The 17174-nt window shown below is 56.7% G+C and carries 10 protein-coding genes; 1 reads left to right on the top strand and 9 read right to left on the bottom strand.

The window, feature by feature from the left end; translation table 11 throughout:
• Nucleotides 1-27 precede the first annotated feature (27 nt).
• From ACTQY1_RS00405 to ACTQY1_RS00430, 6 genes are all read right to left on the bottom strand, one after another.
• On the bottom strand, nt 28-1209 hold the full coding sequence (locus ACTQY1_RS00405) for an FprA family A-type flavoprotein (RefSeq protein WP_022486792.1): 1182 nt from the start codon (nt 1207-1209) through the stop codon (nt 28-30).
• 133 nt (nt 1210-1342) lie between these two features.
• On the bottom strand, nt 1343-2704 hold the full coding sequence (locus ACTQY1_RS00410; protein ID WP_441373706.1) for an alanine/glycine:cation symporter family protein: 1362 nt from the start codon (nt 2702-2704) through the stop codon (nt 1343-1345).
• Between the two features lie 19 nt (nt 2705-2723).
• Nucleotides 2724-4481, bottom strand: a complete 1758-nt coding sequence (locus ACTQY1_RS00415; RefSeq protein ID WP_288310788.1) for an ABC transporter ATP-binding protein/permease — start codon at nt 4479-4481, stop codon at nt 2724-2726.
• Nucleotides 4482-4653: 172 nt separating this feature from the next.
• A complete protein-coding gene (locus tag ACTQY1_RS00420) occupies nt 4654-7803 on the bottom strand; it encodes an efflux RND transporter permease subunit (protein WP_022486789.1) in 3150 nt (1049 codons plus the stop codon).
• Nucleotides 7804-7817: 14 nt separating this feature from the next.
• Nucleotides 7818-8972: an efflux RND transporter periplasmic adaptor subunit gene (locus tag ACTQY1_RS00425; RefSeq protein WP_022486788.1), complete on the bottom strand. Its 1155-nt coding sequence runs from the start codon at nt 8970-8972 to the stop codon at nt 7818-7820.
• Nucleotides 8973-9079: 107 nt separating this feature from the next.
• On the bottom strand, nt 9080-10708 hold the full coding sequence (locus ACTQY1_RS00430) for a hypothetical protein (protein ID WP_441368795.1): 1629 nt from the start codon (nt 10706-10708) through the stop codon (nt 9080-9082).
• Between the two features lie 215 nt (nt 10709-10923).
• Here ACTQY1_RS00430 and ACTQY1_RS00435 point away from each other — a divergent pair, with 215 nt between their 5' ends.
• Nucleotides 10924-12339 (top strand): FAD-binding oxidoreductase, encoded by a 1416-nt coding sequence (locus tag ACTQY1_RS00435; protein WP_022486786.1) that lies wholly within the window; start codon nt 10924-10926, stop codon nt 12337-12339.
• 105 nt (nt 12340-12444) lie between these two features.
• Here ACTQY1_RS00435 and hutH read toward each other — a convergent pair whose 3' ends face one another.
• The 3 genes from hutH to ACTQY1_RS00450 all read right to left on the bottom strand — a co-directional run bounded on the left by hutH (nt 12445) and on the right by ACTQY1_RS00450 (nt 17173).
• Nucleotides 12445-14004 (bottom strand): histidine ammonia-lyase, encoded by a 1560-nt coding sequence (gene hutH, locus ACTQY1_RS00440; protein WP_154487613.1) that lies wholly within the window; start codon nt 14002-14004, stop codon nt 12445-12447.
• A 68-nt stretch (nt 14005-14072) separates the two neighbouring features.
• Nucleotides 14073-15377: a Na+/H+ antiporter family protein gene (locus tag ACTQY1_RS00445; protein WP_154487611.1), complete on the bottom strand. Its 1305-nt coding sequence runs from the start codon at nt 15375-15377 to the stop codon at nt 14073-14075.
• Between the two features lie 266 nt (nt 15378-15643).
• Nucleotides 15644-17173 carry an HAL/PAL/TAL family ammonia-lyase gene (locus tag ACTQY1_RS00450; RefSeq protein WP_308664052.1) on the bottom strand — a complete coding sequence of 510 codons (1530 nt, stop codon included), beginning with the start codon at nt 17171-17173 and terminating at the stop codon, nt 15644-15646.
• Nucleotide 17174 lies beyond the last annotated feature (1 nt).

Consider the following 17174-nt stretch of genomic DNA (forward strand, 5'->3'; position numbering starts at 1 on the left):
CATCCGGTCCGCTGGTTCCGGCAGATTTTATTCTCCCTTGCTGACTTTTTCCGCAAAGTCGTAGCCGTACTGTTCTGCCGCTTCCAGTTCAGCAGGCAGCGGACGCCATTTCACATTGTACCCGGGCAGCAGTTCCATGCCGGACTCCTTGATCATGGCTTCCATATCCTTTTCCGCACCGCCGGCCCAGCCGTAGGTCCCGAAGGCAGCGGCCTTCTTGCCAGTGGGTTTCAGGCCCTTCAGGTAAGTAAGGAACCCGCCGATGGTGGGCATCATGCCGGAATTCTGGGTGGGAGAACCGATCAGGATCCCTTTGGCGGTGAGCAGGTCGCTGACGATATCCGCCTTCAGGCTGCTTTCATACCGGTACAGCTTCACCCGCATTCCCTGCTTTTCGATGCCTTTGATCATGGCCCGGGCCATGGCGGCGGTGCCGCCCCACATGGTGTCGAATACCACCAGTACCCGGTCCACGGTTTCACCCTTGCCCCAGGATTCGTACCGGCTCAGGATGTCGTCGATGTGGGAGCGCCAGATGCAGCCGTGGCAGCTGCAGATCATCTTGAGAGGCAGGCTCCGGACCAGTTTCACCGTATTGGGTACCAGTTTCCGGTAGGGCATCAGGATGTTGGCGAAGTATTTCTGGGCTTCGAAGAACATGTTTTCCACTTCGGTTTCGTCATCGAACAGCTTGCTGCAGCAGTAGTGCTGCCCGAAGGCATCGCTGGAGAACAGGATCTGTTCTTCCGGGCAGTAGGTGACCATGGAATCCGGCCAGTGGAGCATGGGAATGGGCTGGAAGGCCAGGGTCCGTTTGCCCAGGCTTACGGTATCCCCTTTTTTCACGATCTGGGTCTTGAAGATATCCCCGTAATGTTCTTTCAGTTCATTGGCCCCCTGGACCGTGATCAGGAAGGTGGCATTGGGGCAGGCCCGGGCCAGAGCCGGCAGGCTTCCGGAATGGTCCGGTTCCACATGGTTCACTACAATGTAGTCGATTTTTTCCGGATCCACAATGGTCCGGATGTTGCTCAGCTGTTCCCCGGCGAAGGGAGCCTTCACCCCGTCGATCAGGCAGATTTTTTCATCCATGATCAGGAAGGAGTTGTAGGTGACCCCCCGGGGAGTGGCAAAGCCGTGGAAGTCATGGAGGGTCCAGTCCCGGATCCCCACTTCGTATATATCATTGACAATAGTACGAGCTTTCATGTTGAATCTCCTTTCAAAAATAACAGTTCCTTTTTTGCCCTATCATTATACTATTTTCTTCTTTCCATGACAATTTGAAAAACGGAAGTCCCAGAGAGACTTCCGTTTTGTCAATGGTCGATGGTTCTGCTGCTCAGGCAGCAGAACCATTCTTCTTTTCCTCTTTCACATGCTCCATATACTTCCGGGTCTCGGACACCACCACACCGGCCAGGCCCAGAAGGGCGATCAGGTTGGGGATGGCCATAAGGCCGTTTACGATATCTGCCAGGATCCAGATGGATTCCAGTTTCAGGAAGGCCCCGCAGCCCACCAGCAGGATGAAGCCCACCCGGTAGGGCATGATCCCTTTGATCCCCACCAGGTATTCCATGCACCGTTCTCCGTAGTAGTTCCAGCCCAGGATGGTGGTGAAGGCAAAGAGCACCAGCCCCACCATGAGCATGTAGCCCCCGAAGTGGGGATAAGCCTGGAGGAAGGCCGCATTGGTCAGTGCGGCTCCGTTCAGATCCGTTTTCCACAGACCGCTGATCACCACTACCAGACCGGTCATGGTGCAGATGATGATGGTGTCGATAAAGGTACCGGTCATGGAAACCATTCCCTGTTCCGCCGGCCATTTGGTCTTGGCAGCAGCGGCCACAATGGGAGCGCTCCCCAGGCCGGATTCGTTGGAGAATACCCCACGGGCCACCCCGTTCCGCATGGCGAACAGCACGCTGGCTCCCAGGAAGCCCCCTACTGCCGCCGTGGGATGGAAGGCATCATAGAACACTTCCGCAATGGCCCCCGGCACTTTGTCCGCAAAGATCACCAGGAAGCCCAGGGTAGAAGCCATGTAGATTACAGCCATGGCCGGCACCACCTTGGATGCGGTCTTGGCAATGCTCTGAAGGCCTCCCAGAGTAATGGCCGCCACCAGGATGGTGAGTACCACGGCGGTGTATTCCACCGGGATCCCGGCATTCAGCTGGGTGATCTGGACAATGGAGTTCACCTGGGCAAAGGTCCCGATGCCGAAATAGGCCACCAGTACTCCGAAGAAGGCGAAAGCAATGGCCAGAGGCCGGTAGGCCCGGCCCAGCCCGTTTTCAATGTAGTACATGGGGCCCCCGGAAATCTGTCCCTTGTCATCCACGGTCCGGTATTTCACTGCCAGGCAGCCTTCCGCATATTTGGTGGCCATGCCGAAGAAGGCGGCGATCCACATCCACAGGATGGCCCCCGGCCCCCCGGCTTTGATGGCCGTAGCCACCCCTACAATGTTCCCGGTGCCCACAGTGGCAGCCAGGGCGGTGCACAGGGCCTTGAAGGAATCGATGTCCCCTTCTCCCTGGTTTTCCGCGGAAAAGATCAGCTTCAGGGAACGGGGCAGACGGAAAATCTGCAGGAAACCCAGCCGGAAGCTGAGGAAAATCCCGGTCCCCACCAACAGGACCAGCAAGGGCGGTCCCCAGACAAAGCTGTCAATCTGATTCAGCAACGCAATACTCATAAACAAACTTCCCCCTTTTTCATTGAGCCCGCAGGCGCTCTTCCCACTTCTCCGCACTTTCCAGAGAAGCTGTATGTGTTTCTTTATCCAAAGCCAGCACCCGCTGGTGATAGCGGAGCAGCGTGCTTCTGTGTCCAACGCTGACCAGGGTGGTCCCAGGCAGCTTTTCTCCCAGGGTCCGGTACAGGGCCCCTTCCGTTTCCTCATCCAGGGCGGAAGTGGATTCATCCAGGAACAGCCACCGGGGCTGATAAAGCAGGGCCCGGGCAAAGGCCAGCCGCTGCTGTTCCCCGATGGAGAACACATGGGACCAGTCCCCTTCTTCCTGAAGATGGACTGCCAGATACCCGATCCGGCACTGTTCCAGGGCCTCCTTCAGGGTTTCGTCGGAAAATTCCCGGGTGCCGGGATACAGCACCGCATCCCGGAGAGTCCCCAAGGGCAGATAGGGCCGCTGGGGAATGAACATCAGCTGATCCTGGGGCGGCAGGGCTACCTTTCCCCGGGCAAAGGGCCAGATCCCCGCCAGGGCCCGGAGCAGAGTGCTTTTCCCGCTGCCGCTGATGCCCTTGATCAGCACATTGGTGCCCGGCTCCAGGGTCAGGTCCAGAGGTTTCAGGATGGGCTGTCCGTTGGGCAGGTCCACTTCCAGAGGCTCCAGACGGACAGCGCCGCCGGTGCTTTCCACCCGTTCCACATGGCTCTGGCTGCCGGCTTCCTGGACCCGGACCATGTCTTCCTCAAACCCCGTGAGCCGGTCCACCACCGCCTGCCATTCCGCCAGGGAAGCGTACATGTCCACAAAGTAGGACAGGGAATCCTGGACCCGGCCAAAGGCCGTGGCCACCTGCATCAGGCCCCCCAGGGTCAGTTCCCGGCGCAGGAACCGGGGAATGGCCACTACAAAAGGAAAGATGATGGCAATCTGGGAATAGCCGGAATTCAGCCACACCAGCTGTTTCTGCTTCAGGACGATTTTCCAGAAGTTGTCCAGCAGCAGGGCGAAGCGTTTCTTGAACACTTTCCCTTCCAGCTGTTCTCCCTGATAGAATGCCACGCTTTCCGCATTTTCCCGCATACGCATCATGCTGAACCGGAAATCCGCCTCCCGGCGTTGTTGGAAGAAGTTCAGGGCCACCAGCTTGTGGCCCACCCGGTGGGTGAGCCAGGTTCCTACAGAGGCGTAAGCCACCGCCACCCAGACCATATACCCGGCAATGTGCCAGGTACGGCCCAAAAAGGCGAAGGAAAAGGGACCGGACAGCTGCCACAGGATCACCACAAAGGAAACCAGGGTGCACAGGGCCTTCACGATCCCCACAAAGAACCCCAGGGTCTTGGTAACGAACAGATTCACGTCCTCACTGATCCGCTGGTCCGGGTTGTCCATTTCCTTCCCGAACATTTCCAACCGGTAATAGGTCCGGTGCTGGAGCCACCGGTCGATGTACCGGTTGGTGAGCCAGCGCCGCCAGTTCAGCACCAGCACCTGCTGGAGGTAGTAGGCGTAAACGGCCAGGATGATATAGATAAAAGCCAGCACAGTGAACCGCTTCAGCTGATGGAAGATTTCATCTGTCTGGTAGTTCTGGAGCGCTGTATAGAAGGCATTGTTCCACTGGTTCAGCAGCACCAGCATGGCCACCACCGCCAGGGTCAGCACCAGTATGGCCAGCAGTAAGGCGTAGGCTTTTTTCTTTTCTTCACTTTTCCAATAGCTGCGGGTCAGGTGCCAGACCTGACTGAGCAGTTTTTTCGTACCATTTGTTTGTTTCACGTGTCCTTCACCTTACACAATCAAGAATAAAAACTATTATATCCGTTCCAATGAAAAAAAGCAAAGATTTTTGGAGAAAAAAGGGGCTGCTGCATACGCAACAGCCCCTTTTCAATTGTCGATTGACTATTGACAGTAAAGGACTGCTGCAATGCAGCAGTCCTTTACCACGTTATTTCTTTTCTTCTGGAATCGGATCATCCACGGAACCTACAGGCACCTTGGGATGGAAGACCTTTTCGATGGTGAGGAACAGGACCGGCACCAGGAACAGGCTCAGGAAGGTGGAAGCCATCATGCCGCCGATGATGGCGGTACCGATGGAGGTACGGCTGCCGGCACCGGCGCCGCTGGCCCAGGCCAGAGGCACAGCCCCGATGACCGTGGAGAAGGCGGTCATCAGGATAGGACGGAGACGGACCGTAACCGTATCCACCAGAGCGGGCATGACAGCCCAGCCGTCGTCCACTCTCATCTTGGCGTATTCCACGATCAGGATGGCGTTCTTGGCGGACAGCCCGATCAGCACGATCAGCCCGATCTGCATGTAGATATCACTGGTGAGCCCCCGGAGGAACTGGAAGCCTACAGCGCCCATAACGGCGGAAGGCACCGCGAAGATGATGCCCAGAGGCAGGGTCCAGCTTTCATACAGGGCGGACAGACACAGGTACACGAACACCAGGGAGATCCCGAACATCATAAAGGAAGAGTTCCCGGCGGCTTTTTCGTCCCGGCTCTGGTCCGTCCACTGGTAGGTATACCCACTGGGCAGTTCGCTGTTCAGCACGCTTTCGATGGCGGCAATGGCCTGACCGGTGGACACGTTGGTGGCGGGAGACCCGGCGATCTTGGCCCCACGGGCCCCGTTGAACCGGGTGATAACTGGGGCAGCCGGAATTTCCTTGCTGGTTACCAAAGCGCTCAGAGGCACCAGGGACCCGGTGGTGCTGGCCACATACAGGTTGGAGAAGCTCTTTACATCCCCTCTGTATTTGGGATCAGCCTGGATGACCACTTTCCAGGTCTTGCCCAGCAGGTTGAAGTCGTTGACTTCGCTGCCGCCCAGGTTGGCCTGGAGGGCGGTGAATACGCTGGATACCGGCACGTTCAGGCTTTCCGCCTTGGCCCGGTCCACATCGAACTGGAGGGCCGGAGTATTATCGGTAAAGGTGGTGTAGATGGTGGCCAGTTCCGGACGCTGCCGAAGCTTGCCCAGGATGGTCTGCACATCTTTGGCCATGGTGTTGGTGTCATGGCCGGTGGTATCCATGATGTACAGGCTCAGGCTCCCGGTGTTGGACAGACCGGGGAGTACGGCCTGGTTGAAGGCCATGGAAGTGGCCGCCGGGTTCTGGGCACCCATCATGTTCAGCTTTTTCAGGACGCTGAATACACTCGTATCCTCCGTGGTCCGGTTCTGGATATCATCCAGTTTTACCGGTATGATGGCCGCATTGGGCTTTCTGCCCATGGACAGTACATCGATGCCCACGATTTGCAGTACATGTTTCACCCCGGGGATCTTCCGGATCTCTTCCACCATTTCATTGGTGACTTTGGTGGTCCGGTTGGTGGAAGCCGCTTCCGGCAAAGAAGCCGTCATCATGGCAAAGCTCTGGTCTTCATCAGGCAGGTAGGAGGAAGGGATCAGCTTGAAGAACATGCCGATCAGCACAAAGACGATGGCCAGTCCCACCAGCCCCAGTTTGAAATGCCGGAGCAGCCGTTTCACGTTCTTTACGTATTTGCCGGTGGTCCGTTCCAACCACCGGTTGAAATAGCCGAACATTTTGCCCAGGAATCCTTTGCTGCCGTTGGGATCCTTGGGTTTGATCACCATGGCGCACACGGCAGGGCTCAAAGACATGGCCACTACCGCGGAGATACTCAGAGCCACCACGATACTCAGGGCGAACTGTTTGTACAGTACCCCGGTGATCCCGCTCAGGAAGGCTACGGGCAGGAACACGGCCAACAGTACGAAGGCAGTGGCCACAATGGCTCCGGATACTTCCCGCATGGCGTTGTAGGTGGCTTCCTTGGGATCCATCCCCAGGGCATCCACATTGTGTTCCACGGCTTCCACCACTACGATGGCGTCGTCCACCACGATCCCGATGGCCAGCACCAGGGCGAACAGTGTCAGTGTATTGATGGTAAAGTCAAAAATGATGAAGGATCCGAAAGTCCCCAACAGAGAAACCGGGATGGCCAGGGTAGGAACCAGGGTGGCCCGCCAGCTTTGCAGGAACACCCAGGTGATCAGCACCACCAGTACCAGGGTTTCCACCAGGGTGACCACCACTTCCTTCAGGGATTCCCGTACATATTCGGTGTTGTCCTGTACGATGGTCAGTTTCAGATCCGGCGGGAAGTTCTTTTCCGCCTCCGCCAGCACCTTCTTCACTTCTGCCACGGATTCCAGGGCGTTGGCGTCGGTGTTCAGGCTGATGGCGTAGTTCATGGCGTTCTTTCCGTCCAGTTTGGAGGTAACGCTGTCGTCACGGGGACCGAATTCCACCCGGGCCACATCTTTTACCCGGAGCAGATTCCCGCTGCTGTTCTTGATGATGATGTTGCCGAATTCATCCGCAGTGGAGAGACGGCCTTTCACACGGGCGGAATACTGGAATTCCTGATCCGCCTCATTGGGCCGGGCCCCGATGCTCCCAGCAGGTGCCTGGACGTTCTGGCTGGCAATGGCATTCTTTACATCTGCCGCCGTCACGCCCAGCTGGGCCATTTTCATGGGATCCAGCCATACCCGCATGGACAGTTCCGGTCCATATTCGCTGACTTCAGATACCCCTTTCACACGCTTCAGGGCATCCACGAACTGGGTGGCCCCATAGGTTTTCATGAACAGGGTGTCATAAGTGCCGTTGGGGGAAGTCAGGGCGAAATACATGATGGTTTCCGCCGATTCCTTCTTGGTGGTGACCCCGTAGGTGCTTACTTCACTGGGCAGAGAAGCAGAAGCCTGGGCTACCCGGTTCTGCACCTTGACGGAGTCCATATCCGGATCCGTCCCCAGTTCGAACTTTACGTCCAGGGTGTAGTTGCCCTGGTTGTCACTGGTGGAGTTCATATCCACCATGCTGTCCACCCCGTTGACCTGCTTTTCAATGGCCTGGGCCACAGACTGTTCCACAACCTCCGCACTGGCCCCCACATAGTTGGTCCGCACACTGATCCGGGGATTGGAGATCTGGGGATACTGGGCAATAGGCAGGTTGTAGGCGGAAATGATTCCCACCAGAGTGATGATGATGGCTATGACGCAGGCAAATACAGGGTGATCAATGAAATACTTTGCCACTCTACTTTACCTCCTTACTTCCCGCTGGTCTGGGTCGTGTCGGTGGTATCCAGATCCGCTTCCGTCATGGGGGAAGCGTTGACTTTGGCGCCTTCCTTCAGCTTCTGGACCCCTTCCACCACAACGGTTTCCGTACCGTCCAGACCGCTCTTCACCAGCCACAGTTTCCCGATCCGGGCCCCCAGCTGGACTTCCTTCATGCTGACGGTGTTGTCGCTGTTGATCACATAGACGAAATGCTTATACATCACGTCGGTGACAGCCCGCTGAGGCACCAGGATGGCGTTGGGCACCGTGGAACCCACCACGGAAATGTTGGCGAACATACCGGGCAGCAGCACCCCGTTGGGATTCTGGAACTCCGCCTTCAGGGTCAGGGTACCGGTGGTGTCGCTGACGCCCCGGTCCACCTGGGTCACGGAACCTTTTTCCGGATAGGTGGTGCCGTCGCTGAGCTTCATGGTCACGTTCTGGAGCTTGGTGCCGTTGTTGGTGTTCCCTTTCATGATATCCAGGTAATCCGCCTGGGATACGGAGAACCGCACCCGCATGGGATCACTGCCGGAAATGGTGGTGAGCACCGTGGAGTTGGCCGTTACGAAAGAACCTTCCGCCAGAGGATTGGTATCGATCTTCCCGGAGAAAGGAGCCACGATCTGGGTATCACTTACATCCACCTGGGAAGAAGCCAGGATGGCAGACTGGGCATCCACGGCAGCCTGGGCCTGAGCCAGCTGGGTGTTGTACTGGTCCGCGGTCTGTTTGCTTACAGCCCCCTGTTCATACAGGGTCTGGTACCGGGCGGCATCCCGCTGGGCATTGGCCAGAGTGGCCTGGGCATTGGCCAAATTGGCCTGGGCATTCAGCACGGAATTCTGATAGTTCCGGGGGTCGATTACATAGAGCAGCTGACCGGCTTCCACATAATCCCCGCCGTTCACCAGTTTCTGGACAATGGTACCGGTGACCTTGCTCTTGATCTGCACGTCATTGGCCGCTTCCACGAAGCCGGTGTAATCATAGGTAATGGGGGTATCCCGCTTGATGACCTTCATGGACTTTACAGCCACGTCTCCCGCCGCCGGTGTGGTCTTGCTGCCGCAGCCGGCAACGCCTACCAGCAGAAGGAGAGCCATCCCGATGGATATCGCTTTTTTCTTTCCTAACATGGACAATCCTCCTAAAATCCTGCCCTTGCGGGCATGTACTGCAATCGTGAAACAGTTATAGAAAACCTTGTATATTATATCGTATGCAATTTCCAGATTCAAACCTGTTATTTAGAGGTTTTTTCTTTATTTTCTACGTTTTTTACTTCTTTTTTCACGTTTTCTTCATTTGACTGGCTAGTCAAAAATACTTCCCCGGGACGGTTTTTCGTCAGGAACGGCAGGACCTTTTCCGCCTCCAGATCGTATTCCTTCTGGTCCCCGTACAAAAGGCCCAGAGCCTCTCCATCGAAGTAATAGCCAGTCACGTCTTCCGGCTTCAGCAGCAGTCCGCCGGCGGCTGTTTCCTTTTCCACCATCCGCCAGAATTTTCCCCAGGGCCGGATCATGTCCTTCAGGGCCACTTCCTCTCCGGTATCCATATTGAAGTTCCAGCACCGGGTAATGGCCTGGCTCTTGTCCCGTTCCGTCAGGAGCCCCAGGACCATAATGCTGGCATAGTGCCGGCCGCTGTATTTCACATCATAATCCAGGTTCAGCCGGGTGCCGATGGACACGTTCTTCAGCTGATTCCGGACAAAGGATTCGATGCCATGGTTCAGTTTCCAGGCCAGTTTCCCATCCAGCTTCTGGAAGTGGGGATATTCCACCGCCCCGTTTTCCGCCGGCACCTTCAGGGAAACGATTTCGTAGCCGCTTTCCCCGGTGACCTTGTCTCCGCTGGTATAGGTGGGTTTGGTGTACAGCTCCGCCTGGAACCCCACGTTCCTGGGTTCCCAGCCTCCGGCCCGGTATTCCCACACAGTCCGTACATAGCCCAGGGGTTCCGCGTTCAGCACCCCCAGCACCTTCTGGATAGTGATCACTTCATCCACCCCGTCCCCGTTCACGTCCAGGGCACTGAGCTGACTCAGGTTCTGGATATAGGGCCGCAGGCCGGATTCTTTCAGGCTGCCGTCCTCATTGTACACGTTCAGGTTCCGGTAGGCGTCCTTCTCCCCGGAAAGATCCAGCACCATGTCCTGTTTCAGATCCGGGAAGGACAGGCTGGCCCGGTAATCCGGCAGATAAGTGCCCACCATGGACACCCCCCGGTTCTCTTCCTGGCCGAACACCTCCTGGAGCTTCCCGTCGATCACATCCAGGATCCGGTAGGAGACCATCCCGCCGGAGCCGCCGCTGGGCGCAGCAATGATCACGTCCGGATACCCGTCTCCAGTCACATCCGCAAGGGTCAGGTAGGCATTGTAGCCTCCCAGGTTCTGAGGCCGGTAGTAGTATTTCACCCGGTTGGCCCCGGCAGCGCCGGTTTCCCGGACGATCAGGTACATATCCCCCATGTAGCTGGATTTATCCACCAGGGGATTCCCCATAAGATCCACCACTTCCTCCACGCCATCTCCGTCAATATCCCCGATGGCTTCGCTGAGCAGCTGACCCCGCTGGAGGGAAAAGTCCACTTCTCGGGTCCGGCGCAGATCATCGGCTTTTTGGACCGGATTGACACTGTCCTTCCCGGCTGCTTCCATCCCCGGCTTTTGGGTTCCGGTCTTGGCCGGTCCCTTTTTGTCAGCCAGAGCCGTTTCTCCGGAGCCGGCAGCCGGTTCCGTTCCGTCTGTCTGAGCAAAAGTCCGCAGGTCATGCACCGGTGCTGCTGCATCTGCCAGTACCGGCAGGCAGAGACTTCCTGCCAGGGCCAGGCTGAGTATGATTTTTTTCCCGATTGGTTGTTCCATGGTCCACCCACACTTACCCTTTCCATCATGTTTTATAGTTCATTATACTATAGGTTTCCCCTTTTCGTCTGCTTTCTCTGAAAAGATTCTGTATCCGGTGGATGGATAAGTTTTCACGAATTACCAAATATTAAGAAAGTTCTTTACAGTCCGTAAGAAATTGATTATACTATCCCCATGTTTCTTTTTATAGAACCGAAGGGGGAGCTTGTACAATGATCGAATACAATCCGATTACACCGGATGTGCTGGAAGCACTCCGTGAAATTTCTGGAAAACGGGTGATCACCGGCGAAGACATCAACCCGGACTACACCCATGATGATATGCCCATTTACGGCATCGGCATGCCGGAAGCCACCATCGATGTGGAAAGCACCGAAGAAATCGCCGCCATCATGAAGCTGTGCAACGAACATCACATCCCGGTCACCGTCCGGGGCGCCGGCACCGGCCTGGCAGGCGGAGCCACTCCGGTCCAGCGGGGCCTGGTGCTGTGCACCTCCCGGATGAACCAGATCCTGGGCTATGACGAAAAGAACATGAACGTGCGGGTACAGCCCGGGGTCCTGCTGGACACCCTGTCCAAGGACGCCCTGGCCCACGGGATGTTCTATCCCCCGGATCCGGGCGAAAAATTCGCCACCCTGGGAGGCAATGTGTCCACCAACGCCGGAGGCATGCGGGCCGTAAAATACGGCACCACCCGGGATTACGTCCAGGCCATGACCGTGGTCCTGCCCACCGGGAAAGTGATCCATCTGGGGGCTCCCGTCTCCAAGACCTCTTCCGGCTACAGCCTGCTGAACCTGATCATCGGCTCTGAAGGCACTCTGGGGATCATTACGGAACTGACCCTGAAACTGATTGCCCCGCCCAAATGCCATGTAACCCTGATCGTTCCCTTTGCGGAACTGGCTGACGGCATCGGTGCCGTGCCGGCCATCAAACATTCCGGCCTGGATCCCCAGACCCTGGAATTCTTCGAAAAGGAAATCCTGGAATCTTCCGAAGCCTACATGGGCAAAAGCGTCTTCCCGAAAGAAGTGGAAGGCCAGGAAGTGGGTGCCTATCTCCTGGTGACCCTGGATTCCAACGACCGGGACCTGCTGGACAAACAGGTGGAAGAAGCGGCAGAAATGCTCCTGGAAGCCGGTGCCCTGGATGTGCTGGTGGCAGATACTCCCATGTTCCTGGAAAAGACCTGGGCAGCCCGTTCCTCCTTCCTGGAAGGCATCGAAGAACAGTTCAAGCTGCTGGATGAATGTGACGTGGTGGTCCCTGTATCCAAGATCCCGGATTTTGTCCTGTACATCAAGGAAATCCAGGGAGACTTCCCCTTCGAAGTGAAGATGTTCGGCCATGCCGGGGACGGCAACCTGCACATCTACACCTGTGCCAACGACATGGATCTGATGGAATTCAAGAAATCCGTGGAACAGTTCATGCATCTGCTGTACGCCAAATGCACGGAACTGGGCGGCCAGATTTCCGGGGAACACGGCATCGGCTTCGGCAAGGTCCAGTTCCTGGCAGAAAACCTGGGCGACACCACCATTTCCCTGATGCAGGGCATCAAGGAAGTCTTCGACCCCAACCTGATCCTGAACCCCAACAAAGTCTGCTTCTGATTTTTGCAGCCAAAAGACTGCCGCAACTGCGGCAGTCTTTTTTTGTGCATAAAATGGAGGCTGTTGCAAAAGCAACAGCCTCCAGAGGGATGGTTATGGGATTTCTCAGAAGAACTTCAGGTCCACCTTGTCCTCTACTGCATCCAGGATACCGCCTTCCTGGACCAGGTTGGTGATCTTTTCCAGTTCTTTGAACATTTCGATGTCCTTGTCGTAGGCGATGAAGTCGTTGGTCTTCCGGACGGCATCATAGGCAGCCTGGGTACCGGCACCCAGTTTGAAGCCTTCCCCTTCCCGCAGGTCGATGGCCTGGCAGGCGGCCAGGATTTCCGTTGCCACCACCCGGCGTGCGTTGAAGGCGATTTCTCCGGCTTTCCGTGCGGCATGGGCACCCATGCTGACCAGGTCTTCCTGGTTTTCGCAGGAAGGAATGGAGTCCACAGAAGCAGGATGGGCCAGGACCTTGTTTTCGCTGACCAGAGCGGCTGCCGCATACTGGGTGATCATGAAGCCGGAGTTCAGGCCGGAATGTTTCACCAGGAAGGAGGGGAATCCGCTCAGGGAGTTGTTGATCAGCCGTTCCAGACGGCGTTCAGAAACGTTGGCGATTTCGGAGATCCCGATGCCCAGGAAGTCGAAGGGCAGAGCCATGGGTTCGCCGTGGAAGTTCCCGCCGGAGATCACATCTCCATCCGGCAGGACGATGGGGTTGTCGGTGGCCGCATTGATTTCAATGTCCACTTTGTCCTTCACAAAGCCCAGAGCATCTTTGCTGGCCCCGTGGATCTGGGGTACGCAGCGCAGGCAGTAAGCATCCTGTACCTTCAGCTGGCCCTGATGGGTCACATAGGTACTGCCGGCCAGCAGGTTCCGCATGTTGTAGGCGGTATCCAGCTGCCCTCTGTGGGGGCGGATCACATGGAGCCGTTCGTCATAGGCATCGATGATGCCCCGCTGGGCTTCTACGGACAGGGCGGCGGCAATGTCGCTCTGTTTCAGCAGGGACATGCCTTCCCACAGGGCAAACACGCCCATGGCGGTCAGGATCGGAGTGCCGTTGATGAGGGCCAGCCCTTCCTTGGCTTCCAGATGGATAATGGGAATGCCGGCTCTTTCCATGGCTTCCTTGCCGGGCATTACCGTGCCCTGGTATTCCGCATCACCCAGCCCCAGCATGGGCAGAACCATGTGGGCCAGAGGCGCCAAGTCACCGGAAGCCCCCAGGGAACCTTTTTCCGGAATGTAAGGATGGACACCTTTATTGATCATATCCACCAGGGTCTGCAGGGTGGACAGCCGGATGCCGGAATAGCCTTTCACCAGGGCGTTGGCCCGGATGGTCATGGCAGCCCGGGTCACTTCCCGGCTGAGAGGTTTCCCATAGCCGCAGGAATGGGTACGGATCAGGTTTTCCTGGAGCTGGGCACAGTCATCTTTGGAGATGTGGACCCGGCACAGGGAGCCGAACCCGGTGGTAACCCCGTAAACCACACGGTCACTGTTGACGATATCATCGATAAGAGCCCGGGAAGCCTTGATCCGGTCCACAGCATCAGGATCGAAGCTCAGCTTGGCATTGTACCGGCTGACGGCGATCAGCTGTTCCAGGGTCAGGTCATTCCCGTTCAGTACGACTTCTTTAATGGCTTTTACATCTTTCAGCATGTGATTTTCCTCCTTACAAGTGAATTCCATAGAAAGGGGCTGCCTGGCAGCCCCTGATTGTTATCCAGTCAGCCCAGGATCATGGCGCCGATCAGGCCGCCGATGAACAGGGTCACATCGAAGAAAATGAAGGTGGGTACGCAGGTATCCCAGATATGGTTGTGCTGTCCGTCCGCGTTAAGCCCCGAGGTGGGTCCCAAAGTGGAGTCGGAGGCAGGAGATCCGGCATCCCCTAGTGCTGCTGCAATCCCGATCAGCAGGATGATGGAAGGGATGCTGAAGCCCAGTTTCAGGCCCATGGGGATGTAGATGGAAGCCACCACAGGGATGGTCCCGAAGGAAGTGCCGATGCCCATGGTGATCAGCAGGCCCACGGCCAGCATCAGGAAGGCGCCGCTGAATTTGGTGTTGATTACAGCCGTGGTGGCCATAACCAGGGATTCCACAGAATGGGTTTCCCGGAGCACGTTGGCATAACCGGCAGCCACCAGCATAACGAAGGCGATGAAGCCCATCATCTTGACGCCGCCATCCACCATTTCATCCATCTTGTTCCATTTGATGGAACCAGTAACCAGCATGACCAGCAGGCCGCACATGGCGCCGATGGGCAGGGATTTGAAGTACAGCTGGGCCACAAAGGCGGCTACGGCACCGGCCAGGGCTTTCCAGCAGTCCGCGTTCATTTCCGTTTCCCCGGCTTTTTCATCCTGGCCCATAATGGGCAGGTCCTTGTATTCCCGGTCACGGCTGTAGAAAATGGTGGAAAGGATCAGGCCCACCAACATAGAGGCACCGCCGATCCACATAACGGAAGAAATGTCACTGATGGAAACCATTACGTTGTTGGCCACCATCTGATCCTTGATGATGGTCATGAACAGCAGCCCGAACCCTACAGGAAGGGATACGTACGGGGCTTTCAGTCCGAAGGTCAGTGCGCAGGCAACCGCTCTCCGGTCCAGTTTCATATGGTTCATTACCACCAGCAGAGGGGGAATCAGGATAGGGATGAATGCAATATGTACCGGGATCAGGTTCTGGGAGAAGCAGGCCACGAAAGCGATCAGGAATACAAAGGCTGTTTTTTTCGTCCCTACCACCTTGGTGATTTTCCGTGCTGCAATGTCTGCCAGGCCGGACCGTCCGATGGCCACTGCCAGGGTCCCCAGCAGGATGTAGCTGAGAGCGGTTTCCGAGTTGCCGCCCATCCCGCCGATCAGGATGCTCACCGTTTTGTCAATGGCCAGGCCGCCGGTGGCTCCGGCTACAATGGCTGCCACCAGGATGGCGAACAGGACGTTCATCTTGAGCAGGCACAAGACGGACATGACAATTACGGAGACGACGATGGGGTTGGTTAAGATTTCCATACATTGATCACTCCTTTTCTATTCACTTTTCCGTTTGCGGGGATTCCTGCGCAATCCCCTTTGTCTTACGGATTTATTGTACTGTAAAAAAGTCAGAAGAATGTCAAATATTTTTCAGACGGGACACGATTTTGAATTTTCTTTTTATTGTATACAGTATACTTTGTCGTTTTTTATTCCAGTATTTCGCTAAAGCAGAAGACGTTTTATGGACAAAAAGAAGGTGCTGCAGGCAACGTGCAGCACCTTCTTTTTAGACCTTCTTTTTACACCAGCTTCTTCCCCATTCCTTCTTCCGCCCAACGAAGGATGCTTCCGTCGTGGATCTTTTCCTTCAGGAACTCGATATGGGGATACAGGTACATGTCCTCTTTCATTTCCGGCACTGTTTGGGCGATTTCCGCCAGCACCTGCCGGCTGGCGCTGCTCCGCCGGAGGCTTCCGTCCACAAAGGGCTGGGCCTCGTAGACGGACAGCAGCTCAATGGCCAGGATGTATTCCAGTTTCTCCGCCACTTTCAGGGATTTCAGGGACGCATTGTATCCCATGGCCACATAATCTTCCTGGTTCCCGCAGGTAGGCGTGTTGTCAATCACCGCAGGAGTACACAGAATCCGCATCTGGTTCAGCAGCCCCGCCTGGGTGTACTGGGGAATCATCACCCCAGAATTGAGCCCCGGATTCTGGATCAGGAACCAGGGGTACCCGGACAGATTTCCGTCAATGAGCCGGTTGTTCCGCCGTTCGGACATTTTGGCCATCATGGTGGCCGCCATACAGGACGAATCCATGGCGATCCCCACATAGGCGGAATCCGCATTGCAGGCGGAGATTACGTCCTCGTTCCCGGGCTCCGGCCACAGGATGGGATTGTCGCAGCAGGCATTCATTTCGATTTCCAGGGTTCTCCTGGCATCTTCCAGGGTTTTCCGGGCCGCCCCGTGGAGCTGGGGGATGCACCGGAGGGATAAAGCGTCCTGGACCCGTTTTCCCCGGGCGGCGGCGATCACCTGGGAATCCGCCAGCAGGTTCCGAACGTTTTCCGCCGCTTTGGCCTGGTCCGGATGGGGCCGGACGGCCATGACCCGGGGATCGAAGGCATTCATGACCCCCTGGAGGATCTCCAGGCTCATGGCCCCCACCACATCGGCGGTCCGGGCCGCCTGGAGCAGGTCATAAAGACCGATGGCTCCCAGGGCCGTGGGAGACGTGGTGCCGGACACCAGGGCCAGCCCTTCCTTGGAAGCCAGGGTAAGGGGCTCCAGTCCCGCCTGTGCCAGGGCGTCCCGGCCTTCCAGCAGTTTCCCCCGGTACCAGGCTTTTCCCCGTCCGGTGATCACCAGGGCCATGTGGGCCTCCGGGCTCAGGTATCCCACGCTGCCGTCTCCAGGAGCCCAGGGCGTCACTCCCCGGTTCAGGAACTGCCGGATCTGTTCCAGCACTTCCAGACGGACCCCGCTGTATCCCTGGCCCAGATTCTGGAGCATCATCAAAAGGGTTCCCCGGACCGCTTCTTCCGGCAGAGGTTTCCCTACGGACACGGAATGGGACAGGATGATGTTCTCCTGGAGCTGGGCAGTTTCTTCCCTGCTGATGGCTTTGGTGCACAGGGCCCCGAAACCGGTAGTGACCCCGTACATGACTTTTTCTTCTTCCACCCATTTTTCCACCAGGGCCCGGGACCGGTTCACCCGTTCACAATACCCGGGAGAAAATTCCACCGGAGCATGGAACCGGGCCACGGCCATAAAATCTTCCAGATTGATTTTCGGTCCAAGGATAATTGTCTCAGACATG

The sequence above is a fragment of the Acidaminococcus sp. HCP3S3_G9_1 genome (assembly GCF_052122455.1).
In the GTDB taxonomy this organism is placed as follows: Bacteria; Bacillota; Negativicutes; order Acidaminococcales; family Acidaminococcaceae; genus Acidaminococcus.

What these genes read in the sequence shown, in the direction of transcription:
- ACTQY1_RS00435 (WP_022486786.1), top strand. Translation starts at nt 10,924, where the DNA reads ATGATCGAATACAATCCGATTACACCGGATGTGCTGGAAGCACTCCGT.
- ACTQY1_RS00430 (WP_441368795.1), bottom strand. Translation starts at nt 10,708, where the DNA reads ATGGAACAACCAATCGGGAAAAAAATCATACTCAGCCTGGCCCTGGCA.
- ACTQY1_RS00405 (WP_022486792.1), bottom strand. Translation starts at nt 1,209, where the DNA reads ATGAAAGCTCGTACTATTGTCAATGATATATACGAAGTGGGGATCCGG.
- hutH (WP_154487613.1), bottom strand. Translation starts at nt 14,004, where the DNA reads ATGCTGAAAGATGTAAAAGCCATTAAAGAAGTCGTACTGAACGGGAAT.
- ACTQY1_RS00410 (WP_441373706.1), bottom strand. Translation starts at nt 2,704, where the DNA reads ATGAGTATTGCGTTGCTGAATCAGATTGACAGCTTTGTCTGGGGACCG.
- ACTQY1_RS00445 (WP_154487611.1), bottom strand. Translation starts at nt 15,377, where the DNA reads ATGGAAATCTTAACCAACCCCATCGTCGTCTCCGTAATTGTCATGTCC.
- ACTQY1_RS00450 (WP_308664052.1), bottom strand. Translation starts at nt 17,173, where the DNA reads ATGTCTGAGACAATTATCCTTGGACCGAAAATCAATCTGGAAGATTTT.
- ACTQY1_RS00425 (WP_022486788.1), bottom strand. Translation starts at nt 8,972, where the DNA reads ATGTTAGGAAAGAAAAAAGCGATATCCATCGGGATGGCTCTCCTTCTG.